The 22,597-nt window shown below is 43.2% G+C and carries 23 protein-coding genes; 1 reads left to right on the top strand and 22 read right to left on the bottom strand.

Annotated features, from left to right (window positions below):
• Positions 1 to 9: 9 nt before the first annotated feature.
• The 4 genes from AC3WLU_RS14550 to AC3WLU_RS14565 are packed head-to-tail and all read right to left on the bottom strand — an operon-like array spanning position 10 to position 3,668.
• Positions 10 to 630, bottom strand: coding sequence for a bifunctional 2-keto-4-hydroxyglutarate aldolase/2-keto-3-deoxy-6-phosphogluconate aldolase (locus AC3WLU_RS14550; protein ID WP_034307107.1), 621 nt, complete (start codon positions 628 to 630; stop codon positions 10 to 12).
• A gap of 15 nt (positions 631 to 645) precedes the next feature.
• Positions 646 to 1,665, bottom strand: a complete 1,020-nt coding sequence (locus tag AC3WLU_RS14555; protein WP_063576100.1) for a zinc-binding alcohol dehydrogenase family protein — start codon at positions 1,663 to 1,665, stop codon at positions 646 to 648.
• Between the two features lie 9 nt (positions 1,666 to 1,674).
• The gene (gene allD / locus AC3WLU_RS14560; protein ID WP_063576099.1) at positions 1,675 to 2,685 is read right to left on the bottom strand and encodes an ureidoglycolate dehydrogenase; all 1,011 of its coding nucleotides are present in this window, start codon (positions 2,683 to 2,685) and stop codon (positions 1,675 to 1,677) included.
• A 26-nt stretch (positions 2,686 to 2,711) separates the two neighbouring features.
• Positions 2,712 to 3,668, bottom strand: coding sequence for a sugar kinase (locus AC3WLU_RS14565; RefSeq protein ID WP_187049463.1), 957 nt, complete (start codon positions 3,666 to 3,668; stop codon positions 2,712 to 2,714).
• A gap of 384 nt (positions 3,669 to 4,052) precedes the next feature.
• On the opposite strand from AC3WLU_RS14565, the gene AC3WLU_RS14570 reads away from it, so the two are divergent.
• Positions 4,053 to 4,970: a DMT family transporter gene (locus AC3WLU_RS14570; RefSeq protein ID WP_413003402.1), complete on the top strand. Its 918-nt coding sequence runs from the start codon at positions 4,053 to 4,055 to the stop codon at positions 4,968 to 4,970.
• Positions 4,971 to 5,315: 345 nt separating this feature from the next.
• Here AC3WLU_RS14570 and AC3WLU_RS14575 read toward each other — a convergent pair whose 3' ends face one another.
• The 18 genes from AC3WLU_RS14575 to AC3WLU_RS14660 all read right to left on the bottom strand — a co-directional run bounded on the left by AC3WLU_RS14575 (position 5,316) and on the right by AC3WLU_RS14660 (position 22,537).
• Positions 5,316 to 5,954, bottom strand: coding sequence for a DUF4833 domain-containing protein (locus AC3WLU_RS14575; protein ID WP_063576096.1), 639 nt, complete (start codon positions 5,952 to 5,954; stop codon positions 5,316 to 5,318).
• Positions 5,951 to 6,427 (bottom strand): nickel pincer cofactor biosynthesis protein LarC2, encoded by a 477-nt coding sequence (gene larC2, locus AC3WLU_RS14580; protein WP_098864364.1) that lies wholly within the window; start codon positions 6,425 to 6,427, stop codon positions 5,951 to 5,953. Before larC2 ends, AC3WLU_RS14575 begins: the two co-directional genes overlap by 4 nt.
• A complete protein-coding gene (larC, locus tag AC3WLU_RS14585) occupies positions 6,424 to 7,308 on the bottom strand; it encodes a nickel pincer cofactor biosynthesis protein LarC (protein ID WP_413003398.1) in 885 nt (294 codons plus the stop codon). Before larC ends, larC2 begins: the two co-directional genes overlap by 4 nt.
• A complete protein-coding gene (larB, locus tag AC3WLU_RS14590; RefSeq protein WP_048679713.1) occupies positions 7,289 to 8,059 on the bottom strand; it encodes a nickel pincer cofactor biosynthesis protein LarB in 771 nt (256 codons plus the stop codon). Before larB ends, larC begins: the two co-directional genes overlap by 20 nt.
• Positions 8,056 to 8,871, bottom strand: coding sequence for an ATP-dependent sacrificial sulfur transferase LarE (gene larE / locus AC3WLU_RS14595; protein ID WP_187049466.1), 816 nt, complete (start codon positions 8,869 to 8,871; stop codon positions 8,056 to 8,058). The genes larB and larE overlap by 4 nt, the downstream gene beginning before the upstream one ends.
• Positions 8,872 to 9,032: 161 nt before the next feature.
• Positions 9,033 to 9,665: a bifunctional 4-hydroxy-2-oxoglutarate aldolase/2-dehydro-3-deoxy-phosphogluconate aldolase gene (locus AC3WLU_RS14600; protein WP_098185453.1), complete on the bottom strand. Its 633-nt coding sequence runs from the start codon at positions 9,663 to 9,665 to the stop codon at positions 9,033 to 9,035.
• A gap of 13 nt (positions 9,666 to 9,678) precedes the next feature.
• Entirely contained in the window at positions 9,679 to 10,635 is a 957-nt protein-coding gene (locus AC3WLU_RS14605; RefSeq protein WP_187049467.1) for a sugar kinase, read from the bottom strand.
• A gap of 21 nt (positions 10,636 to 10,656) precedes the next feature.
• A complete protein-coding gene (locus AC3WLU_RS14610) occupies positions 10,657 to 11,520 on the bottom strand; it encodes a fumarylacetoacetate hydrolase family protein (protein WP_106027372.1) in 864 nt (287 codons plus the stop codon).
• A gap of 14 nt (positions 11,521 to 11,534) precedes the next feature.
• A complete protein-coding gene (locus tag AC3WLU_RS14615) occupies positions 11,535 to 12,494 on the bottom strand; it encodes a C-terminal binding protein (protein ID WP_413003394.1) in 960 nt (319 codons plus the stop codon).
• 34 nt (positions 12,495 to 12,528) lie between these two features.
• A complete protein-coding gene (locus AC3WLU_RS14620) occupies positions 12,529 to 13,476 on the bottom strand; it encodes a U32 family peptidase (protein WP_268565280.1) in 948 nt (315 codons plus the stop codon).
• Positions 13,473 to 14,384: a dihydrodipicolinate synthase family protein gene (locus tag AC3WLU_RS14625; RefSeq protein ID WP_098185421.1), complete on the bottom strand. Its 912-nt coding sequence runs from the start codon at positions 14,382 to 14,384 to the stop codon at positions 13,473 to 13,475. Before AC3WLU_RS14625 ends, AC3WLU_RS14620 begins: the two co-directional genes overlap by 4 nt.
• Before the next feature lie 17 nt (positions 14,385 to 14,401).
• On the bottom strand, positions 14,402 to 15,550 hold the full coding sequence (gene dgoD, locus AC3WLU_RS14630) for a galactonate dehydratase (protein ID WP_413003390.1): 1,149 nt from the start codon (positions 15,548 to 15,550) through the stop codon (positions 14,402 to 14,404).
• A gap of 67 nt (positions 15,551 to 15,617) precedes the next feature.
• Complete coding sequence (gucD, locus tag AC3WLU_RS14635) at positions 15,618 to 17,087, bottom strand: alpha-ketoglutaric semialdehyde dehydrogenase GucD (RefSeq protein ID WP_492597463.1); 1,470 nt, start codon at positions 17,085 to 17,087, stop codon at positions 15,618 to 15,620.
• A 24-nt stretch (positions 17,088 to 17,111) separates the two neighbouring features.
• Positions 17,112 to 18,269, bottom strand: a complete 1,158-nt coding sequence (locus tag AC3WLU_RS14640) for a UxaA family hydrolase (RefSeq protein WP_063592552.1) — start codon at positions 18,267 to 18,269, stop codon at positions 17,112 to 17,114.
• A 4-nt stretch (positions 18,270 to 18,273) separates the two neighbouring features.
• The gene (locus tag AC3WLU_RS14645; RefSeq protein WP_063576084.1) at positions 18,274 to 18,573 is read right to left on the bottom strand and encodes a UxaA family hydrolase; all 300 of its coding nucleotides are present in this window, start codon (positions 18,571 to 18,573) and stop codon (positions 18,274 to 18,276) included.
• 11 nt (positions 18,574 to 18,584) lie between these two features.
• Positions 18,585 to 19,472: a fumarylacetoacetate hydrolase family protein gene (locus AC3WLU_RS14650; protein ID WP_034307150.1), complete on the bottom strand. Its 888-nt coding sequence runs from the start codon at positions 19,470 to 19,472 to the stop codon at positions 18,585 to 18,587.
• Between the two features lie 31 nt (positions 19,473 to 19,503).
• A complete protein-coding gene (locus AC3WLU_RS14655) occupies positions 19,504 to 20,271 on the bottom strand; it encodes an IclR family transcriptional regulator (RefSeq protein WP_063593711.1) in 768 nt (255 codons plus the stop codon).
• 61 nt (positions 20,272 to 20,332) lie between these two features.
• Positions 20,333 to 22,537, bottom strand: a complete 2,205-nt coding sequence (locus tag AC3WLU_RS14660; RefSeq protein ID WP_413003385.1) for a dihydroxy-acid dehydratase domain-containing protein — start codon at positions 22,535 to 22,537, stop codon at positions 20,333 to 20,335.
• Between the last annotated feature and the right edge of the window lie 60 nt (positions 22,538 to 22,597).

Genomic DNA, 22,597 nt, shown 5'->3' on the forward strand with positions numbered 1-22,597 from the left:
GCACCTCCGTCATTCCGCAATCTTTTGCATATATTTTCCGCTTAATTCCACTGCTGCTTCATAGCCGCCATTTTGATAGGCTTTGTTCAAATCACTGCCGATCCCGATTGCTACCGCACCTGCATTCAGCCAGTCCTTCATGTTATCCAAATTAATTCCGCCGGTTGGCATGATTCTTACATTAGGCAGTGGACCATTAACCGACTTGATGAAAGAAGGTTCAAAATGGTTTGCCGGAAATAACTTCAAAACATCACAACCTGCTTCCATTGCCGTAGCCATTTCTTTGATCGTCATGCAACCAGGCATATAGGGAATGCCGTATCGATTACAAAGTTCGGCTACTCCATTGACAAAATAGGGACTGACGATAAAATTGGCACCAGCTAAAATCGCATGTCGAGCCGTTTCAGAATCAAGTACCGATCCTGCTCCTAAGAGTGCATCCGTATTCTGCAGTTCATTGAAAGCTTCTTCAATTCCCGGTGTTGTATAAGTCAATTCTATTGCCCGAACACCGCCTTCCACAGCTGCTTTAGACAGTTGTGCCGCTTCCTTTGCATCCTGTCCCCGGATAACAGCTACAACTTTCGTTTCCTTTATTCGATGAATGATTGAATGTTTGTCCATAAATCCTGCCCCCCTTTAATTAAAAACGATGATCGCTTTTCGAACTTGTTCGGGATGATTTTCCACAAAATTAAATGCTTCCTGGATATCATCCAGAGAAAATGTGTGGGTAATTAAACCTTCTTGTCTGATTTTTCCTTCATTTAAAAGTGTAACTACTTTTGGGAACTGATTGGTTTGCAACCTAGATCCTTTAACCGAGACTTCCTTTTTAGTGATTGGCAGTTGGGAAACTGATGCAGGCCGTTCATCAAAACCGAGTACGACAATCCGGCCCGCCGTTGATACGACATCAAAGGACAATTCAAATGTCATCGGCAAGCATACTGCATCAATGACCACGTTGGCACCTTCTCCATTCGTCCATTCTTCCACTCGTTTTTGAACATCTTCTTTTCCCGCATGGACAATGATATCAGCGCCGCTTTCTTTAGCGAATTCCAAACGTTCCTCACTTAAATCCGTGATCATCACTGATGCTCCTTGAAGCTTTGCCATCTTTAATATGCAAATCCCAATAGGCCCAGCTCCCTGGATAAGCACTGTTTCCCCTTCCTCCACTTCACCTCTCCAAACGGCCTGTGCTCCGATTGTATATGGCTCAGCCAATACTATTTCTTCCCAAGCCAACGCGGAATCCACAACATGTAATTGTTTCTCGGGAAGGACGAACCATTCTCTCATACCACCATCTTCATGTACGCCAAAAACGGACAGTTTTTCACAAACATTTTGGCGGCCTTTGCGGCAGGCGTAACACTTCCCGCAGTAACTGATGGGCTCAATAACAACATGGTCCCCAACTTTTATGCCCACGACGCCTTGTCCAATCTCCACAACTTCTCCCGCTACTTCATGCCCGACGACTCGCGGCAGCGTAGCAAGAGGATTCGTACCATGGTAAATATGCATATCCGATCCACAAATCCCGACTCTTTTTACTTTTACAAGGACATCCGTCGAGTTCGAAATCCGTGGTTTTTCCACTTCTTGTATGATAAGTTCATGAGCTTTCCGTACTTGAACCGCTTTCATTTCTCCCACCTACTTTGTAAGAAATTCATATACACTTGATGCTATCGTAATACCATGTTTCAGGTTTTTTTCTTCATTGATCTGTTCAATCTCACCCGGTACATATACGCGATCGAACCCTGGAGCAGGTTCAACCTGTTTCAGCTCTTCAATCATTTGATCCATTTGCTCTAAAAATATATCAGTATCAGTAAAGAATGAAGGATTAATTACACAAAAATAATGCCCCAGCTTCCGTTTCTTATCAAGATCGTCATACATTTTCCCAATGTGCGGGCCAAATGCCGCACCGGCCAATAATCCAGAAAACACATCTACAATTACCGATAGACCATAGCCTTTCGGGCCTCCGAAAGTGGAAAGGGAAACGACTTTATTCGGATCCGTGACTGCAGCTCCATGTTCATCGACACCCCATCCTTCAGGGATTTCCTTTCCTTCTTCGCGTGCCTGGAGAATTTTCCCCCATGCAACATTGGATGTTGCCATATCAAGAATATAGGGTTTCTTCGTTTTGGCAGGAACTCCGTAAGCGATTGGGTTGGTACCAAGAAATGATGTTTTTCCCCCGAACGGGACGACAATTTTATCGGTATGTGACATCGCGATGCCAATCAACTTTGCATCAGCGGCTTTTTGAACGAAATAACTTAGTGCTCCGCAATGGCTGCTATTAAAAACAGTCACCATGCCCACGCCATTTTCTCTCGCCATATCGATTGCATGGTCCATGGCCACGTCGCTGATCACATGCCCAAATCCATCATCTCCATCAACTACACCGGTAACGGGTCCTGTCTTTTGGAAGGAAATCTGGGCTTCGGGATTTATACCCCCTGCCTGTAAACGGTTCACATAATGCTCTGTTCGCAAAACACCATGGGAATTGACATTTCTGAGATCAGCATGAACCAATACTTCCGCAATTTTCCCGGCAGTTTCTTCATTCAAACCCACTTTGGTCAGCTGCTTTATTACTAATCGTTTTGCTTCCTCGGCTTGTATCGTTACTGTTGCCATTTTCTCTCCCCATTTCTTTCAGCCTACTATCTTTCTATTACAATCTCATTCTGTATGAAAGGCATTACTTCATCCAAATATGGTAATCCTTCATTGTCCCCTGCAACAGTGGTGACAAGAGCTCCTACACCATTTGCGAATGCCAATCTTTCATCAATTGATAAACCATTAAGGTATCCGTAAATATAACCGGCATCATAACCATCACCTGCACCAACTGTATCTACAGGTATTACAGGGAAAGCTTCTTTTTCATGCCATTCACTTTTAGTATATAGTTTTGAACCTTGTTTCCCGTCCTTAATGACAAGCTGATCAATAGCATTCACCTTCGCGAATTCAGCCAAAGATTCTTTTGAGTCAGTACCGATGATCAATCTTATTTCATCTAAACCTGTAAGCAAAATATCAACATATGGAAAAATATCATAGTAAACTGACCTTGCTTCCTCGATGGACCATAGCTTTAAGCGGATATTCGGATCAAAAGAAACAGGTATATTTTTTTGTTTTGCAATTTCCATTACCCTCTTGGCAATGTTGACATTTTTCGGATCTATAGCCAAAAATACTCCAGTAAGGTGGACTATATCAATCCCTTCAAACATCTTCTCTGTTATATCTCCAGGCTCTAAAGTTAAAATGGGAGATTGATAGCGGTAATAAAATGTCTTTCCGGAACCATCTTCCCGAATTTCTTTAAAGTTAAGAGATGTTGGATATCCATTTACATAGGCCACATCACTCATGTCCACGCCTTCCCCACGAGCGAAATTATAAATAACTTTACCGAACTCATCCTTGCCTAAACGGCTTATCCATTTTGACCGCAAGCCTAGCCTTGCACAGCCAATCGCAAAATTCAGTTCAGCGCCTCCTACTTTTCGCTCAAAACGGTTAACGAATCTTAAAGGTCCTGTCTCTTCCGGATTTAGTGTGATCATGGCGTCGCCCAGCGTTAAAACACCATATTTTGATGACAATACAGTACCTCCTTCTTGCGAACATTCACAAATGGAAACAAAAACATTTGATCATATCACTTTCATTATGCTTATTAGCTAAATCGATTTAGTTAATTACTAAACCGGTTTGGTAAATCATAAGGAAATTGTAAATGAAAACCCTATCAAAAACAATAGAAAAGTTTGATAATTTGTAATTTTATTTTTATTCCATACTTTTTCAGATGATATTTCAGCTAAATTTACGAAAAAACCATATTGTGGAAAACGAACAAGAACTGTTTCATCTTTAAATGATTGACAGTTTCAGATTTTTTTCGATCAAATTTACTCTTTGCTATTAATTTGGGAGAAAGTTGTATAATATATCAATTGTTAAATAAGTTTGAAAGGTTGTTTGGAATGAGTTTTTTGAAAATATACATCTTACTTACCGGAATAATGATTACATGGGGGTTAAATGTCTCAGTTATTAAAATTTTAGTTGCGCATACGCAGCCCGTAACGATAACATCTATGAGAATTTTTACTGCTTCCCTTATCGTCATTATTATCCTTTTCTTCTTTGGACTAATACGCCTTCCTAAAAAAAGTGAACTTTTTTACGTTTTTGGAGGAGCACTTTTGAGTGTCGTTTTTCATCATTATTTTTTAGCTGAGGGATTGACGAAGACATCCGCCTCGAATGCTGGATTGATTTTGGGCATGGGGCCAATATTGACTGTCATTTTGACCATGATTTTCTTTCGAAAAAAACCTACGTTAATCAAGCTGCTTGGCTTTATATGCGGTTCCCTGGGTGTGAGTTTTACCGTTATGGCAGGAAGCGGAGGAATTCATTCTATTAATCTTGGGGATGTGGATATTTTGCTTTCCATTCTTTCACAGGCATTGAGTTTCATCCTCATAAATAAAGCCTCAAAAACAATGGATCCACGATTATTAACCGGCTACATGATGCTGATCGGGTCTTTTATTCTTTTTGCCATCAGCTTATGGAAGGAACCAGAGGGCTTATCTTCCCTGGCAACCGCAACGCCATCCATCTGGGGAGCTTTCTTTTTCTCCGCTATTTTTGCCACCGCCCTCGGGCACATGAGCTATAATTATGCCATTGGTAAGGTAGGCGCAGCCGAATCATCCATATTTCTTAACTTAAACACCTTATTCTCTTTGTTAGGGGCAGCATTTTTCCTTAATGAAGCCCTTGTACCTGCACATTTCATCGGACTTATCTTCATTGTTTCAGGAGTATTGCTTGGCTCTGGTGCAATTGAAATATGGATTCTCCAAAGGAAAAATAAACGTTTATCTGCCTAGGAGCCGGAGCAGAACTTAGATTTCGTGACTTTCTTTGTAACATGATAACAGATCCTACGACACTGCCATTCTTATAAAAATGGCAGTGTCATGGGGTCTTATTTTTATTGTGCTTCCCTTCTTTCAACTACAAATAATTGCTGAATAATAATTGGAGATTCATATCTGTTACAATATACCCGGAAATTTGCATGAACATGTTCATTGAAGTGTTCCAGTAAAGACAAGCTTATTGTCGGTTGTGTCCTTTTCTTTCTGAGGAATCAAGCTTGGTTTGATGAACTTATATAAAAAAAAGACTGACTATTCGCTTTAGACAGTCAAATATCATGCTTATAAAATAAATCAACTAGCCCAGAGCGCAAACAAGCCTTCTGTTACACCCAATTTGTATATATAATAAATTCCGAATGCAAAACTTATAGCTCCCGCCATTTTGATGAAGATTCGGTTTAAAACGATGTCCTTCCCATTCAAAGCAAACGGTATGCCTAGAATGGTAGTAAAGCACAGCATGCCAATAATTGTCCCTGCGCCAAATATAATGATATAGATAGATCCTTCGCCAATACCGGTTACGGTCGACATCGTTAAAATGACCATTGCGGCACTGCCCGCGAGACCATGTACGAAACCAATTAAAGCAGACACCAAATAAGGACGAAATCTATCTTTCTCGTTCTTAATATCAGGGCGTGCTTTAAATAAACTTCTCGCCCCTAGCATAACAAGCATAATGCCAACGCCGAATTCCAGTGTCATGCTTAACGACTCTGGAATTTCCCCCTTCATCCAAATGAATAGCACACCTATAAGAAACAGCGTACTGGTATGGCCTATCCCCCAATACACCCCCGTTAGAGTGGAACGGGATAATTTTTTCGTGTTTCCTGCCGTCGTTGCTACGGCAATAACATGATCCGGTTCTAACGAATGCTTTATCCCCAATAGGAATCCTAATGTAAGAATCGACACCAAACTCATTTCTCTTTGACCTCCCCGAGACACTTCCAAACTTCTTCATACACCCTTTTAAGAGGTATATTGTTCTGTAAGGCAATTTTACGGCAATCTTCATATTCAGGTGCCTGCTGCAAGGTCAATCCCTCATGAATCCCCCTCTTCATCGTCACTTTTCCCCATTGTGTATGTACATGTAAAAATGATCGTTCGAGCCTGTGCACGGTAAGTGGATAGTAGCGTATCCCGAGAGTCGTCGTTTCAGCAAATAATATCTTCTTCATTTTCGAAATCACCTGCTGTGAACAAAGAAGCTGCAATAACACTCCCGGTCGATTTTTTTTCATATAGATTGGCGTATAAAATACATCATTTGCTCCTGATTCGAACAACAAATCCATTACATGCCCCAGCCATTCACCGGAAATATCATCTAGATTCACTTCCATTTTCACCATTTGTTCATCAAGATGCTCATGATCAGGCGGGCGGTTCATTGAGTCTCCCCTATGATAACTCGAAGGACGTTCGGATGATTTTCGAATGTTTTTGTGCCCGCACCATAGCCAATCGATTCGACAGTCATGGGTGGAAGCGAGCCGAAATTTCCAGCTAAAACCGCAGCGATGGCAGCACCGGTCGGCGTTGCTAATTCAGAACGAATATCGTTTGAGGCAATCGGTACCCCCTTTAATATTTCAAGAGTGGCAGGTGCAGGAACAGGATATATTCCGTGATCAATATGTATATGTCCAGATCCCGTTGGAATGGCTGATGACTGAACTGATTCAATACCTAGCTGATCGATTAAAATTGCAGCCCCGATTATATCTATTATTGAATCTACCGCCCCTACTTCATGAAAGTGTACTTTTTCCAGTGGAAGCCCGTGTATATGCCCTTCCGCTTCACCAATCTTCTTAAAAATGGCGAGTGACATGTTAGCTACCGATTCAATAAAGTTCGCCTCATTGATAGCTTCTACAATTTGTTTGTAGGTACGGCTGCCTGGATGGCTGTGAGGTACATGGCTATGGTTGTGTTCATGTCCAAGACTGTGCTCGTGTCCATGACTGTTACTGTGTCCATGTCTGTGCTCGTGTTCATGACTGTGACTGTGTCCATGACTGTGCTCGTGTTCATGGCTGTGGCTATGTTCATGTGTTTGGTCTGATTTACTGGTAAGAATGACATCAAATTTAGTACTCGTAATGCCATTTTTGACGACCTTCCCCCATGACAGATTATATTCTTCATCCATGTTCAACTTTTTTAACTCTTCTTCCATTTGTACAGGGTCTGCACCTGCATCAATCAACGCACCAATAACCATATCTCCGCTTATGCCGGAAAAGCAGTCAAAATATAAAGTCCTCATCACAATTGACCTCCTTTTTATGTACAAGCTTGTATATAATCGCTGCATTGTAGGCTGCACCAAATCCATTATCGATGTTCACCACACTTACACCAGATGCGCATGAATTGAGCATTGATAAAAGGGCCGATAAACCGTTAAAATTAGCACCGTAACCAATACTTGTCGGCACAGCAATAATTGGATTCGTGACAAGGCCTCCTAACACACTTGGAAGTGCCCCTTCCATTCCCGCGACACAAACTGATACGGTAGCACCCCTTATTTCGTCTATATTGTCAAGGAGGCGATGAAGCCCAGCAACGCCAACATCGTATATACGCCTGACAGGAATACCTAGAGTTTCGGCCGTCACGGCTGCTTCTTCAGCAACAGACAAATCTGATGTCCCGGCGCATACAATTGCAATATATGAATCAACGGATTTCGGCTTTTCTCTAACCCAAGCAAGTGTCCGTGCAATCTCGTTATACTCAAAATCACTACATTCTTTTTGTACAAATACCGCTTTTTCCCGAGAAATACGAGTCACAAGCACAGAATCATTCCTTGTCCGCAGCGATTGGACAATCGTTAAAATTTGTTCAGCTGTTTTCCCTTCCCCAAACACAATTTCGGGAAAGCCTTGTCTCCTTTTGCGATGATGATCGATTTTTACAAACCCTAAATTTTCATAGGATGCAAGTTTTCCCTTGGCTTCCGCAACTGTTAATGAACCCTTTTGAACCTGCTCCAAAATATCGTCAATCATGACATTTCTTCCTTTTTAAGCGCCATATTCATACTTCCGCTTGTATAGCCCGTGAGGTCCATTGATACATACTTATAACCAAATTGCTTCAGCCGTTTCGTGATCGCCGCATGGTATTGAAGCACTCTTGGCATATCATCGGGTTCAACTTCAATTCGGGCAGTATCCTCATGCGTCCTTACTCTTACCTGATGAATATCCAGTGATTTTATGTAAGCCTCTGATTTATCAACTTTGGTCAATTTTTCCTTCGTAATGATATCGCCATATGCTATTCGTGAGGATAGGCAAGCAAATGACGGTTTATCCCAGGTTGGCAATCCGGCTTGCTTGGACAATACTCTTATTTCTTCTTTGAATAAACCGGCTTCTAGAAGAGGTCCCCTGATTCCTTTTTCTTTAGCTGCTTTCATGCCTGGACGAAATTCGTTAGCATCATCAGCGATAACTCCATAAATAATATTATTAAATTCATATTCTTCAAGAATAGGAAGCAGGTGGTCAAATAAACTACTTTTACAAAAGTAACAGCGATTCTGATTGTTTTCTTTATATCCAGGAATGGCCAACTCCGAAGTTTGAATGACACGATGGTTGGCACCAATCCATTTTGATAGCATAATGGCTTCTTTCAACTCACTCGATGGATAGGTTTCCGAATCGGCTGTAACGGCTAACACATTATCATAACCCAGAGTATCAATAGCGACTTTTAACAAAAACGTGCTGTCCACCCCTCCTGAAAAAGCGACCACAACCGACTCCATTTTTTGAATAATATCCTGCAGATTTCTGTACTTTTCTAGTAACATATCACTTTTCCCCTTTCTGGTTTATCTGAATTTATCCACTGCCCACCAGCATTATCACACCCTTGATGGATTACAAAAAAATTGAAAAGGAGGAAATAAAGCAGTCGTACTTTCATTTCTAGCGCTTATTGAAATGATATTCATATAAGCGCTGGACGGCTTTAGCTTTTTTGTACGATAGCCGAGAATTTTTTTGCCGTTTCTGTCAGCCTGGTGTAATCTTCACCTGTAATCAATTTCGCAGGATTGATCAATGAACCGCCTACTCCCGCCGCGATGGCCCCTGCCTTAAAAAATGACGCGAGGTTGTCAAGGTTGACACCGCCAGTTGGCATAAGGGGAATATGAGGAAGCGGTCCTTTAAGATTTTTAAAGTAGCTAACACCTAGTGCATCTGCCGGGAAAACTTTGATAATGTCAGCTCCATGCTCGTAAGCAGTCAATATTTCGGTTGGTGTGAGCGCACCAGGGATGCTAATAACGCCATAGCGCTTCGCCAGTTTAATCGTTTGGACATTGACGGTTGGAGAAAAGATAAATTCAGCCCCTGCCATGATGACCGCACGGGCCGTTTCAGGATCCAATACTGTACCGGCACCCGCTATGATATCATCACCGAACTCCTCTTTCACTTTTTCAATCAAATGGCACACTTTGGGAGTTTCCACTGTTATTTCTAGCGTTCGGATGCCGCCCTCTTTCAGGGCCCGGGCGATTGGTATAATTTGATTGGGGCGTGCACCGCGGATGACGCCGACAAGCTTCCCATGTTTAAGCTCTTCAAGTTTAGTCATTTTTTCCACCTTTCTACCTCTTCACATCATCAGCGCCGCCACTCATGAACAAAGCGAGTTCGGCACGGGCCGGCAAACCCTCAACATCGCCATTTACCATCGTTGCCATTGCTCCCATGGCATTTCCACGCTTTGCAGCTTCATCTAGCGGCAGTCCATCAAGCAGTCCGGAAAGTACACCGGATGCAAAAGCATCCCCAGCACCGATGGGATCAACGACCCGTTCCACATAGAATCCAGGAACGTATGTTTTCGGTACAGACGGGGCTGAAATCAAAGAGCCTTCTTTGCCCAATTTAAGTAAAACTGTTTCGACACCGAGTTCATGAAAATGATCGGCAAATTTCTCCGGAGTATGGGAGCCGAATAAAAACTCGGCTTCGGCCACCCCAGGCATGACGATATCACTTTTCGAGGCGTACTTTGTTATGATGTGACGTGCTTCATTTTCATCACCCCATATTTTCAAGCGAATATTCGGATCGAAGACGATTTTTGTTCCGTTTTCTTTAGCAATGCGGATCGCTTTATTCAAGAGCGACTGACAAGAATTCCCTAGTGCAGGGGTGATCCCCGTAATATGGAGATAAGCGGCATCTTGGATGGCAAGATCAGATAGTAATTCAGCCGTCATTTTACTAGCTGCCGAATCTTTCCGGTAATAATAAACCCGGGTATCATTCAGCCGTCTGAATTCTTTAAAAAAGACCCCGGTAGACGCATCAGGGTCTCTCGTTACATAAGAGACATCAACGCCTTCTCCGCGAATGAACGATTGCATGGCATCGCCAAATTCATCCTCACCGAGACGGCTAATCCAGCGTGAGCTATGACCGAGTCGGCTTAACCCGATCGCGACATTGGATTCAGCACCGGCAAACTTCATCGAAAAAGATCTGGCGTGGCGAAGCGGTCCTTCTTCATTCGGGGTAAACACTGTCATCGTTTCTCCGATGGTTACAACATCCATGTCATCATCTTCTTTCTCTTGTCATGCTATTACGTGATTAGAAAGCGTACCGATCTTCTCAATGCTGACGTTCATCCGGTCACCGTTTTTCAACCAGATTTTTGGATTCCTTCCCATTCCTACTCCTGGTGGCGTGCCAGTTGCAATCAAATCACCTGGCATTAGTGTCATGGACTGTGATAAAAATGAAATGATTTTCGGAACCGTAAAAATTAGGTTGCTTGTATTTGAATCCTGCATAATTTCACCGTTTAATTCAAGCGAAATCGCTAGATTGTGAGGGTCACCCACTTCATCTTTTGTAACGATAACAGGACCAAATGGAGCAAATGTGTCCGCCGTTTTGCCTCTTGACCACTGACCGTCCTGAAATTGCAAATCTCGGGCGCTGATATCATTCATAATCGTGTAGCCAAAGACGTAGTCATCCGCCTCTTCTTCTGACACACGTTTCGCTTCTTTTCCAATGACAAAAGCAAGCTCTGCTTCAAAGTCGACCTCTGTTGAATTAATTGGGATTTCAATCGGATCATTATGACCTGTAATCGCATTCGAATATTTTGAAAAAATGACTGGCGAAGCAGGCGGCTCCATCCCCGTTTCCTTACAATGATCAAAATAGTTAAGTCCTACGCAAATGATTTTATCCGGCTTTGCGATTGGCGGCAGGATTTTCACATCTGACGTTTTGAATATTGCATCCTCATTTATCCGTTGCTCGATTAAGTGTTCAGCACGTGTGCGCAACTCGCTGCTTCGTTCTATAAATTTTTTCATGCATGCAGGAAATTCCTCTGGACAGAGAGCCGTTAAACTAATTATTTGATCATCTTGAACTAGACCGATGTGCTGTTCGGATTGTACGGAAAAAGTCGCTATTTTCATTTTTTTCCCCTTTCTTAGGTTAATGCGTATGGTGTTTTTTCCCCTTTTAAGACCTGAACGATATTTCTTGCTGCTTTTTGACGAAGTTCAACCATCGCTTCCTCAGAATACCAGGCGCTGTGAGGCGTAATGATGACATTGTCCATTGTGAGTAGCGGGCTATCGATGCTGACAGGCTCATTTTCTGTCACATCAAGTGCAGCACCTGCAATGATCCCTTTTTCAAGTGCATTGGTAAGTGCTTTTTCATCGATTATCGGTCCGCGTGCCGTGTTAATGATGACCGCGTTACTCTTCATCTGTTTAAGGCGCTCCTCATTGATCAGGTGGTATGTATCATCAATTAAGGGCACATGGATCGACAAATAATCGGCTTCGCCTATAATTTCGTCGAGATCCATTTTTTGAACCCCGACAGCAGCCATGTCTGCAGCCGATACGAAAGGGTCATAAGCAGCGGTTTTAAAGCCGAGCGGTTTCACCTTTTCAATGAAACGGCGCGGAATCCGGCCAAAGCCGAGAACCCCAACCGTTTGTTCGTTAAAACGGTGAATCGGGACACACACTTTAAAGTCCCAGTTACCTTTTTTCACTTCCTTGTTTAACAGAGTCACTTTCCGCGCCGACGAAAGTAAAAGTGCCAATGCATGATTCGATACTTCTTCCATGCCATAATCCGGTACATTGGCGACAGTTATCCCCTTTTCCTTAGCCGCATCGAGATCAATTGTATTGACGCCAACACCATAGCGGGAAATGATTTTCGTGTTTTCGAGCGACTCGATGACTCGTCTTGAGATAGGAGCATATTGATTTAAAATTGCATCCGCTTCTTTTGCATGCTCCATTACTTCCTCTTCAGTTTTGCATTGCGCTTTGATGAAATTGATATCCAGACCGCTTTCTTGAAAAATCTCTTCTTCATATTTCAAATGTTCAAATTCGTAATCCGTTAATAATATTTTAAAGGTCATTCGGGCTCCACTCCTTTATAGTAAGACCAGACATCTATTTCGCTGCTGCCTTTTCAATTTTTGCAATGCCGAGTCCTTCTGCACCGAGTTTCGATGTTATTGCTTCAGGATAGTATCGTTCGATCATTTGAATGCCAATTGCGGCACGGCGTACACGTTCTTGAGCGAGTGAGATGTTCGTACTTTCCCATTGTTTCCCTGAAGGGTATACATCAGGGTGATTACGCAGACCAAATTTAATGTATACTGGCGCCAATACACGGATAATTTCCGGTATTTCATAATAGCGAAGAAAGCCTCCAAAGGTATCAGGAACTTCAACATATAAATCAATGGGAATGTTTATTGATTGTCGGATCGCTGCAAGTTTGGACAGCGTTAATGCAGGTGGTACGTTGTAGGTATCCGCTCCGATGTCTTCCATTAATTTAACGGATACTGGATTGGCTGAACCCATTTGAACCGATACTTTAACAACAAAGTCTTCCGGAAGCTGTCCGTGTTTTTTCATTTCTTTCGTTAAAAGTAGGAGTCCTTCATCTGCAACTAACGCACCGCGAAGACCAAGTGCAGCTCCTCTTTTCAAGTCTTCCATGGCATAAACAAGCTGGTCCGATCCTTCATGGCGGATTCCCTGGGATTTACCTCCTGGCGTAAGCGGTCCCGCACTGACATCCCAAGAACCCCTGGGACCGACAAACAAACTGAGCTCCATACCGCGCTCTGCTGTCATTTCACACATTTCTTTAATTTCTTCATCCGTTTGAAGCATGATGCCGCTGCCCTGGGATATCCGGTGAATAGTCAAACCAAGCCGGTCAATTTCTTTCAATGTTTCTTTTAGGGCCGCTGGGCCTTCTACACTTGGCAGTTCAATGCGGTATTGAGCACCGTCCGGAAATGTTTTCGTTGATGTAGGAAGTTCTTTAAGATCAGTAGATGGGTAGCCTAACGTTTCGAGCAAGTCGCGTGATTCTTTCATTTTTGGACGCCTTCTTTCATATCTATATTTTTTAAGAGTGCAGCTACTTTGTCACCCAAATCAGCAGGGTATACATCGCATGGGGCACGGTGACCAGCAGCAACGTCAAACCAGCGCTGATGAACAGCTTCCTTCATGGCTGTAAAAAATGTCGGACCGTAATTGTACACATCCATCAGTTTTGAAATCACTTGATGATTTTTCTGGGCTTCAGCGAGATCTCCTTTATGATACGATTCATATAAATGTACGGATATTTCCGGGGCAAAGACCGCGCTTCCATTAATGCTTCCCGCTGCTCCAATCATTTGGGCCGGAAGCAAATGCTCGTCAAAAGCGGAGAAGACTTTGAAATCACTGCGAACTTTCTTCACTTCCGCCAGCACTTGACGAAGGTGGCCGAAATCACTGACCGTCTCTTTAATACCTGCAATGTTTGAATGATCTTCGGCTAATTTTTTAATCAGTTCGATGGATAAGTTTTGACCTGTCAAGAGCGGGATGTTATAAATGAAAACTTGCAGGTTAGTATGGTTCGCCACACTGGAAAAATGTCGGTATAATTGCTCGTCAGACAGCTTCCAGTAATATGGGTTGACTACGAGAACACCGTTCGCTCCATGCTCTTCTGCATAAGAAGTCAGTTCTTGCACCTCTTTTAATGCGGTATGCCCGACTCCGACCATAACTGGCACTCTTCCGTTAATGTACTTTAACATTTCGCGTACATATAATTTCCTTTCTTCAGTCGTAAGTGAGGAGAACTCACCTGAACTGCCCATCAACAAAATACCGTCAATATTCCGTGAGATTAATAGGTCGATATACCTTCTGTTCAACTCCAAATCCAAGTTCCCCGTTTCATCAAATAAGGTGACTACCGGTGGAATGATGCCATGAAAGTCCATTATTTTTCCTCCTTTTATTACCATTCAGCGATGCTCCCGTCCTCATTTCGCCAAATTGGATTCTTCCAATCATGTCCGGCCTCAGCTGCCTGCATCACTTTTTCCTCATCGATTTCCACACCAAGACCCGGTTTATCAGGAATGTTCACATAACCATCTTCATAGTCGAATAATTCTGGATTTTTCATATAATCGAGAATGTCCATGCCTTCGTTGTAATGAATACCAAGGCTTTGCTCCTGAATAATGAAATTCGGTGTCGTTGCGTCCAGATGAATGGATGAAGCAAGAGTCATCGGACCGAGCGGGCAGTGCGGCGCAATGGCTACATCATACGCTTCTGCCATTGCGGCAATTTTTTTCCCTTCTAAAATACCACCTGTATGAGACAGATCCGGCTGAATTATATCGACATAACCATCTTGAAGTAGCTGCTTAAAGCCCCAGCGCGTATACATTCTTTCGCCCGTCGCAATCGGACATGTGGTATGCCAGGCAATCTCACGAAGTGCTTCATTGTTTTCCGGGAGCACCGGTTCTTCAATGAACATGGGACGGTAAGGCTCCAGTTCTTTTACAATCGCTTTTGCCATCGTTTTATGAATCCTCCCATGAAAATCCACACCGATGCCAAAGTCTTTGCCAACCGCTTCCCTGATTGAAGCAACCCGTTCGATGACCGCTTCTACTTTCGAAAAGCTATCTATGTAATTCATTTCTTCTGATGCGTTCATTTTGACAGCAAGGAAGCCCTCTTTCTGTTTTTCAATTGCGGCAGCAACTACATCCACCGGTCTATCTCCTCCGACCCATGAGTAAACTTTAATTTTTTGACGTGCTTTGCCGCCGAGCATTTGGTATACAGGAATATTGAAGTATTTTCCTTTTATATCCCATAATGCCTGCTCAATGCCGGAAATGGCGCTCATTAAAATTGGGCCCCCGCGGTAAAATCCACCTCGATAAAGCGTTTGCCAGATATCTTCAATGTCGTTCGGATTTCTCCCGATCAAATAATCAGTCAGTTCGTTAACTGCTGCTTTAACAGTTTCAGCACGGCCTTCCACAACAGGCTCTCCCCATCCGGAAATGCCTTCATCCGTATCGATTTTTAAAAACAGCCAGCGGGGCGGAACTTTGTATAAAGAAATTTTTATGATTTTCATCAAGCACCTCGCAATGTTTTTTTGAAGAAAGAGAGATTTTCAAACATGGAAACCTCCCTTGCACTTGTTAAGAACCTTTAATAAAAACCGTTTTTATGGCTGTATAAAATTCTTTCGCCGCTTCACCTTGCTCTCGCGAACCCGTGCTTGATGCCTTCATGCCTCCGAATGGGGCTTGCAACTCTACGCCCGCGCTTTCTGCGTTAATGCGGACAAGACCTGCTTCAATTTCATCGATGAATTCCAAAATTGAACTAATATTTGATGTGAAGATTGATGCACTCAATCCGTACTTCGTATTATTTGCCAAGTCAATCGCTTCGACCAGATCTGTTGCTTTCATAAGCGCGATAACTGGTCCAAAAATTTCTGCCTGTGCAATCTCCATTTCGGACGTCACGTCTTCAAAAATCGCTGGTGTGATGAAAAAGCCCCTATCATAGTCTCCGCCAGTTAATATCTCCCCGCCATGTATGAGTTTTGCACCCTCCTGCTTGCCTTTTTCAATGTACTCTGTGACCGTTTTGAACTGGCTTTCGCTTGCACATGGGCCCATCCAAATACCCTCTTGAAGACCGTTGCCAACTTTAATTTCCGCTGCTGCCTTTACCAGTTTTTGTTTGAATTCATCATAGACGGACGATTCAACGACTACACGGCTTGAAGCTGTGCATTTCTGGCCGGAAGAACGAAATCCACCGCTGATGACCGCCTCGACAGCTTGGTCGATGTTTGCATCTTTCGTTACGATGACTGGATTCTTTCCACCCATTTCAAGCTGATATTTTATCCCGCGGGCTGAAGCTGATTTTGCGACGCTCTGACCGACACTTTCAGAACCGGTAAATGTGATCGCATTTAAAAGCGGATGATCGATGAGTCCTTGACCGATGACCAATCCTTTACCGGTAATAAAATTCACAACACCCTCAGGGAAGCCTGCTTTGGTAAAGCATTCCATGACTTTCGCAGCCGTAACGGCTCCCTCCGTAGCCGGTTTCCATACGATTGAGTTGCCATAAACAAGAGCTGGAGCCATTTTCCAGATGGGAATTGCAACCGGGAAGTTCCATGGCGTGATTATCCCGACAACACCTAGTGGGCTGCGTTTCGTGAACATTAGGGCATCTTTATCGGATGATGGAATAACATCGCCGTCTTTCCGCATTCCTTCCCCAGCATAGTAACGCAGGATTGCAACACCCCGTGCCGTTTCACCCTTTGCTTCAGGTAACGTTTTACCCATTTCACGAGTCATGGTTTCGGCAATTTCATCTAGATTTTCTTCCAATATATTGGCCGTTTTGAAAAGGATTTGCCCACGTGCAGACTGGCCGAGCCTGCGCCAATCCCTTTTTGCCTTATGCGCTGCGGCTACAGCTTTATTCAAGTCTTTTTCGGTTGAGCTTTGTACGTAGCCAACCGGTTCTTTGTCCGCAGGATTAATGCTTTGGATTGTATTTCCAGAAGATGCATTCACCCACTCATTATTAATGAAATTTTTATATGTTTTCGTTGCAAATGTAGTTGATATCATAGTCTTTTTAGCTCCTTTTTCGTTTTAGAATGTCGGTCCAATTCTCCATATACCAAAGTCATGCTGCTTTAATATCTCCGCTTTTGTTAGTTTCCCGTTAGAAACATGTTGAATTTCTTCCATGATGCGCCTGCCCACTTCATCAACGGTTTCTAAACCATCAACGATCGTACCAGCATTTAAATCCATATTTTCATTCATCCTGTCAAACATTGGTGTATTAGTCGAGATTTTTATGACGGGTGAAATAGGAGAACCAGTCGGCGTGCCTCTTCCGCTTGTAAAGAGAACGATTTGGGCACCGCCTGCGACCATACCCGTCAATTGCTCAATGTCATGGCCAGGCGTATCCATCCATACTAGCCCTTTTTTTGTGGGTACCTGGGCATAATCAATGACTTCTTCCAATCTGGTTGTACCTGATTTTGTCGCTGCCCCCAGGGATTTTTCTTCTAGTGAGCTGAGACCTCCCTCAATGTTTCCCGGACTTGGATTTCCGGTGCGGATGTCTACGCCCATTTGAATCGAGCGGTCTTCCATCATTTTAATAACCGCATACGCTTTTTTTGCTACCTGGTCATTTGCCGCCCTGTTTGCGATCAAATGCTCTGCACCGATGAGTTCAGTCGTTTCCGCTAATATTGCGGTTCCCCCTTGCTGAACTACCAAATCGCTAGTACGTCCGACTGCCGGGTTCGCCGATAAGCCGGAGCATGCATCCGACCCACCGCATTCTGTGCCGACAATCAGCTCGCTAAAATCACATAATTCACGTTGCACCATCGAGGCATCCTGGACCATTTTGACTGCGATTTTAGATACTTCGGCAATGGTTTGAAGAGTGCCTCCATGATCCTGGATCGATACAGTTTTCACTGGTTTACCGCATTTGGCAATTTCATCCCCAATACGGTGCGCCTGATGTGTTTCACAGCCAAGTCCGAGTACTATGACACCATATACATTTGGATTCATGCCCATCCCCGCATAGGTTCGGGCCGTTTGATCATAATCAGTGCCCACTTGCGCACAGCCATGCTGATGAATGAATGTGACGGTTCCACTCACCAATTCTGTGACACGCTGAGCTGTTTGAGTTGCACATGTTATCGTTGGCAATATCAGTACATGATTCCGTACACCGACGCGGCCATCCGGACGGCGGTAGCCCCAAAACTGCATTTTTTCATTCAGCAATTTTGTCACCCCTTCCTCTTTTGCCTTCTAAATTGTGTACATGAACATGTGCACCAATGGGAATAAAAGCTGAGGCTGCACCTATGACTTCCCCATATTTAATTATGTCTTCTCCTTGTTTGATGGCCTTGACTGCGAACTTATGTCCAAAACGGATCGGTTCAAGAATGGGTACGACAAGTTCTTCAAGGTCTGACTTCACAACTACTGATGTGTTTGCAGGGATTTCGGATAAAGCGACAGCTACACTATCCTCCCTACTTAAGTAAAGTGTTTTATACTCGCTCATTTTGTCACCCCTTAAATGGTTTGAACTGCTTTACTTTGGATAACCGGATTGTTTAATACCCCTATCCCTGGTATTTCGATTTCAATCCGGTCATCGCCTTTCAATGTAAATTCATTTGGCGGAACCACACATGTACCTGTAAGTAAAACGGATCCGTCAAATACAGTATTATCTAAGACTAAATAGTCGACGAGCTCTTCCAATTTTCGTTTCAGTTGGTTTACTTTCGCTTCACCTTCAAATACTTTTTCTTCATTTCGAAAAATCCGGCACATGATTTTAAGCTCATATGGATCTGGAACAGCCTCTTTTAACAAGATGGCCGGTCCAATGGAACAAGAGTTTTTCCAAACTTTTGCCTGTGGGAGATAAAGCGGGTTTTCACCTTCAATATCACGGCAGCTCATGTCATTACCCGCGATATATCCGAGCACCGTTCCCTTTTTATCGATGACAAGACCAAGCTCCGGCTCCGGAATTTGCCATTTTGAATCTGAACGCAAATATACCGGGTCATTCGGTCCTACAGTTCTTGCTGCAGTTGATTTAAAGAAAATCTCAGGACGCTCTGCATCATAAACTTTGTCATAGAAAGTTTGGCGGTCCAGCTTTCCTTGCGTAGCTTCGTAGTTACGTGCTTCCTTGCTTTTTTTATACGTAACGCCAGATGCCCATACTTCCGGTGCGTCGATAGGCGTTGTTAATTGAAGACCTTCCAATGGCAGCTTTTTCCCTTCAGCGACAATTTGTTTTACAATGTCAAACGGCGTTCTGTTTTCATGGCGTGCCGTTGTAATCAACGACATAAAATCAGTAAATGGAAGGTCCACCACATTGTTTTCGTTTGTCACGGCAGCAAGTTGCTTTTTGTTTTCATGTACATAGCGAATAATTCTCATTTGCTAGTTCCTCCTTAGGGCAAACCTTTTTTTATATTTTTTGATATTCATAACCGAGCTCCTGTGAAATTTTACTGCTGCATTCCTTTAAGAGACGTACATAATACTCATGTGTTTCTTCGTTTACTTTCGAAGCAGGCATCGATACACTCATTGCAGCGATTACCTTTCCTGAATAATCTCTTATCGGTACGGCAAGACAGAAAATGCCCGGTTCATTTTCTTCATTATCCATTGAATAACCATTAATGCGTGCTTTTTCGATTTCGGCTAAAAACTGTTCCTTGGATCTAATCGATTTTTCTGTCGGTCCCGTATAATCATAGCCGTCCAAGAGCAAATCCAGTTCACTATCCGTTTTGGTTGCAACAAGAGATTTGCCGACTGCACTTGTATGAATCGGAACACGACGGCCAATACGGGAATACAGGACAGTTACCCCAGTACCTTCAACTTTATCGACATAGACACCTTCCTGCCCGTCCAATATGACAAGGTGCAGCGTCAAATTCGTTGTTGCTGAAAGCCCTTCAAGATGTTTTCTTGCTACATTGCGCAAATCGAGATGGGTCACAACAACGCTTCCCCTCTCCAATAGCTTTAATCCTAGCGAGTATTTTCCATTTTCTTCGCCTTGTGAAATATAGTGATGCTCCTGTAAGGTTTTTAATAGTGAATGAACCGTACTTTTATGTAAATTCATTCTCTTACTTATCTCTGTAATAGTTAGTTCACGCTCACGCTCATCAAATAAATCCAATATTTTCAAGGCACGCTCCACCGATTGGATGATAGGCATCGTTCCTCACTCCTTTTCATTCTGTCTACCTTTATATTATCGGATTTATGACGAGCATACCTCACTTTATTTCTACTTTTTTTTCATGGAATATAATATCTTGTTCATAATCAAGTACCGCATCCTCAATGACAGCGATTGGAACAACACCATTTGCTGCATCTGTATGCCCAAACATCCTGTTGCTTGCCGCAACCATTTTCTGTCTAACTTTCATCCGCTGCTTGCGTTCAGCTGCCAATGATTGTCTTTCTTCTTTAAAATGATCCGCAAAATCATGAATAACCTTTCCAGAATGAAGTTTAGTAGAATCTACAAAATCAATTCGTCGATCACGAAGCTGAAGGTGAATTACATCCCCTGATTTAAGTAAACCTATGCCGCCACCTTCATACGCTTCCGGTGTCATATGCCCTATGGCAGCTCCATATGTGACTCCTGAATAGCGGCCGTCGCTAATGATTGTAGCGATTTTTTTCATAACACGATTTGCATTGATGTGTTGCATTGGTGTAAACATTTCCGGCATTCCGAATGCCACTGGCCCCTGCCCTGAGATAATAACCGCAATTTTCAATGTGCCGGCTTCAACCATCCTGTCAAATAATTCCCCATAGGTAGCGGTTTTTAGAAGAGACCATTCCGACTCATTGTTGTATTTAAGAGATTCTAGCAATAGATTATGTTCGAAAAGATTTTGCTCTTTTATTTTTGAAAGCAGATTTGAATCGAGCAGGCTTTTATTTGCATCATCTTCATTTTCGTAATAAAGGACAAATGCAAGCTTATCGTCGAATTGGTCAAGCTGTGGTGTCGGCATTCCGCTGATTTTTACAACGGCGCTTTCAAAGAAGTTTCCTTTTAATACATCAACACCGCTGAATCCACGTCGTGGATTGGATAAAATGACCTGATTTTTCTTAACATTAACTGCTTTTAGGCTATTTGTGATCGAAAGACGTTCTTTCCAAGTTTTTGCTGCGACAGTCGGCGCATCCTGATCCATTGGTACACCATTCTCAATAAGTTCATGAAAAAGTGTTTCCATTCCTCTGCTTTTCCCGCTACAACACTGCATCGCAAGTGAATAAATGTCCCTTCCTTCTGTCAAACTGTAATCAAATAAGTCAGGAATTGGATGTGAATGATGAATGCGGTCAAGGTCCCATAAACTGAATTTGAATCCTGCATAAAGCATGCCTGCGACAATATGCATCATTAAGTTAGTAGAACCACCCGATGCGCTGTGTATACGGATTGCATTTTTTATGTTCGCAGCGACAATGTTGGCCACGCCGTAGCGCTCTTCGTTTATCATGCCGGCAAAGCTATCAACCACCGAGTTAATCTGGCGTTGTGTTGGCGGATCGGTCAACAGCTCCACTGCTGGATGTACGAGACCCATGCCTGCCACTAAATGACGTGAACTATTCCCCGTACCATTAAAGGCACATACACCTCCCTGCCCGTCACATGTTGCGACAGCAAGTCTCATTTCAAAGTATTTATGCTGTTCCTTCGTCAATATTCCTCGTTCATAGGCCCGTTCAAACACGCCCTGGAAAGCAGTATTCGATGAACATTGCAATATATATGCCATCGTATCTCGTAAATCTACGGCTACATCGGCTGCTCCTTTGCTTTCCGCATTTTTCGCCAGAGTTTCCAATTCTTCAATTACGTCAGCTGGAATCGAACCGCCTTCCAATACGTGAGCAGGTGCGAATGTTGCGAAAAAGGGTGCTTCACCACGGTTTCGGCGAACACGATCAACATGGGCGAGTGCACTTACAACACCAAGAGGCTGCTTATCACACCCTTGAATGACGAATGCACCATGATAACTGTGAGCTTCCAGCTGGTTGACAACCATTTGTGCAACCGCGTTTCGGCTCTGGAGAGAGTAACTCATTCCTTGATTGTTTTGTGCAGTGCCATCACACATTACCGGTGTCGAGAAATGAAACGGCACGCCGCCGTTTTGCCAAATGCGGATTGCTGCCCGTGCTGACGTTTGGTAATCCATTATATGGGCCGGATGATCGGACGAACCACCGATTATTGCGATACGCGGGGCATTCCTCTCGAGCCTCATATAAATTTCTTCAAGCGTCCAATCGGGCTTCCCCCCTTCATATGTGGTGCCTAGCGTCAGCTTCGAACGGTCCAACAGACCTGCAACCGTAATAGGTTCATTTGCTTTTCCCTGCACATTATCGCGGTAAGGGTTTATTTCGTTATCAATTAGTGGATATAGGTGTGTCATTTCAGCACTCCTTTTCTGAGTTCAAATCAATTCTTTCGTTCTATGAAAATAGTAAAGAAG

It is taken from the genome of Peribacillus sp. FW305-BF15 (assembly GCF_058783805.1).

What these genes read in the sequence shown, in the direction of transcription:
- AC3WLU_RS14550 (WP_034307107.1), bottom strand. Translation starts at nt 630, where the DNA reads ATGGACAAACATTCAATCATTCATCGAATAAAGGAAACGAAAGTTGTA.
- AC3WLU_RS14555 (WP_063576100.1), bottom strand. Translation starts at nt 1,665, where the DNA reads ATGAAAGCGGTTCAAGTACGGAAAGCTCATGAACTTATCATACAAGAA.
- allD (WP_063576099.1), bottom strand. Translation starts at nt 2,685, where the DNA reads ATGGCAACAGTAACGATACAAGCCGAGGAAGCAAAACGATTAGTAATA.
- AC3WLU_RS14570 (WP_413003402.1), top strand. Translation starts at nt 4,053, where the DNA reads ATGAGTTTTTTGAAAATATACATCTTACTTACCGGAATAATGATTACA.
- AC3WLU_RS14575 (WP_063576096.1), bottom strand. Translation starts at nt 5,954, where the DNA reads ATGAGTTTGGTGTCGATTCTTACATTAGGATTCCTATTGGGGATAAAG.
- larC2 (WP_098864364.1), bottom strand. Translation starts at nt 6,427, where the DNA reads ATGAACCGCCCGCCTGATCATGAGCATCTTGATGAACAAATGGTGAAA.
- larC (WP_413003398.1), bottom strand. Translation starts at nt 7,308, where the DNA reads ATGAGGACTTTATATTTTGACTGCTTTTCCGGCATAAGCGGAGATATG.
- larB (WP_048679713.1), bottom strand. Translation starts at nt 8,059, where the DNA reads ATGATTGACGATATTTTGGAGCAGGTTCAAAAGGGTTCATTAACAGTT.
- larE (WP_187049466.1), bottom strand. Translation starts at nt 8,871, where the DNA reads ATGTTACTAGAAAAGTACAGAAATCTGCAGGATATTATTCAAAAAATG.
- AC3WLU_RS14600 (WP_098185453.1), bottom strand. Translation starts at nt 9,665, where the DNA reads ATGACTAAACTTGAAGAGCTTAAACATGGGAAGCTTGTCGGCGTCATC.
- AC3WLU_RS14605 (WP_187049467.1), bottom strand. Translation starts at nt 10,635, where the DNA reads ATGGATGTTGTAACCATCGGAGAAACGATGACAGTGTTTACCCCGAAT.
- AC3WLU_RS14610 (WP_106027372.1), bottom strand. Translation starts at nt 11,520, where the DNA reads ATGAAAATAGCGACTTTTTCCGTACAATCCGAACAGCACATCGGTCTA.
- AC3WLU_RS14615 (WP_413003394.1), bottom strand. Translation starts at nt 12,494, where the DNA reads ATGACCTTTAAAATATTATTAACGGATTACGAATTTGAACATTTGAAA.
- AC3WLU_RS14620 (WP_268565280.1), bottom strand. Translation starts at nt 13,476, where the DNA reads ATGAAAGAATCACGCGACTTGCTCGAAACGTTAGGCTACCCATCTACT.
- AC3WLU_RS14625 (WP_098185421.1), bottom strand. Translation starts at nt 14,384, where the DNA reads ATGGACTTTCATGGCATCATTCCACCGGTAGTCACCTTATTTGATGAA.
- dgoD (WP_413003390.1), bottom strand. Translation starts at nt 15,550, where the DNA reads ATGAAAATCATAAAAATTTCTTTATACAAAGTTCCGCCCCGCTGGCTG.
- gucD (WP_492597463.1), bottom strand. Translation starts at nt 17,087, where the DNA reads ATGATATCAACTACATTTGCAACGAAAACATATAAAAATTTCATTAAT.
- AC3WLU_RS14640 (WP_063592552.1), bottom strand. Translation starts at nt 18,269, where the DNA reads ATGCAGTTTTGGGGCTACCGCCGTCCGGATGGCCGCGTCGGTGTACGG.
- AC3WLU_RS14645 (WP_063576084.1), bottom strand. Translation starts at nt 18,573, where the DNA reads ATGAGCGAGTATAAAACACTTTACTTAAGTAGGGAGGATAGTGTAGCT.
- AC3WLU_RS14650 (WP_034307150.1), bottom strand. Translation starts at nt 19,472, where the DNA reads ATGAGAATTATTCGCTATGTACATGAAAACAAAAAGCAACTTGCTGCC.
- AC3WLU_RS14655 (WP_063593711.1), bottom strand. Translation starts at nt 20,271, where the DNA reads ATGCCTATCATCCAATCGGTGGAGCGTGCCTTGAAAATATTGGATTTA.
- AC3WLU_RS14660 (WP_413003385.1), bottom strand. Translation starts at nt 22,537, where the DNA reads ATGACACACCTATATCCACTAATTGATAACGAAATAAACCCTTACCGC.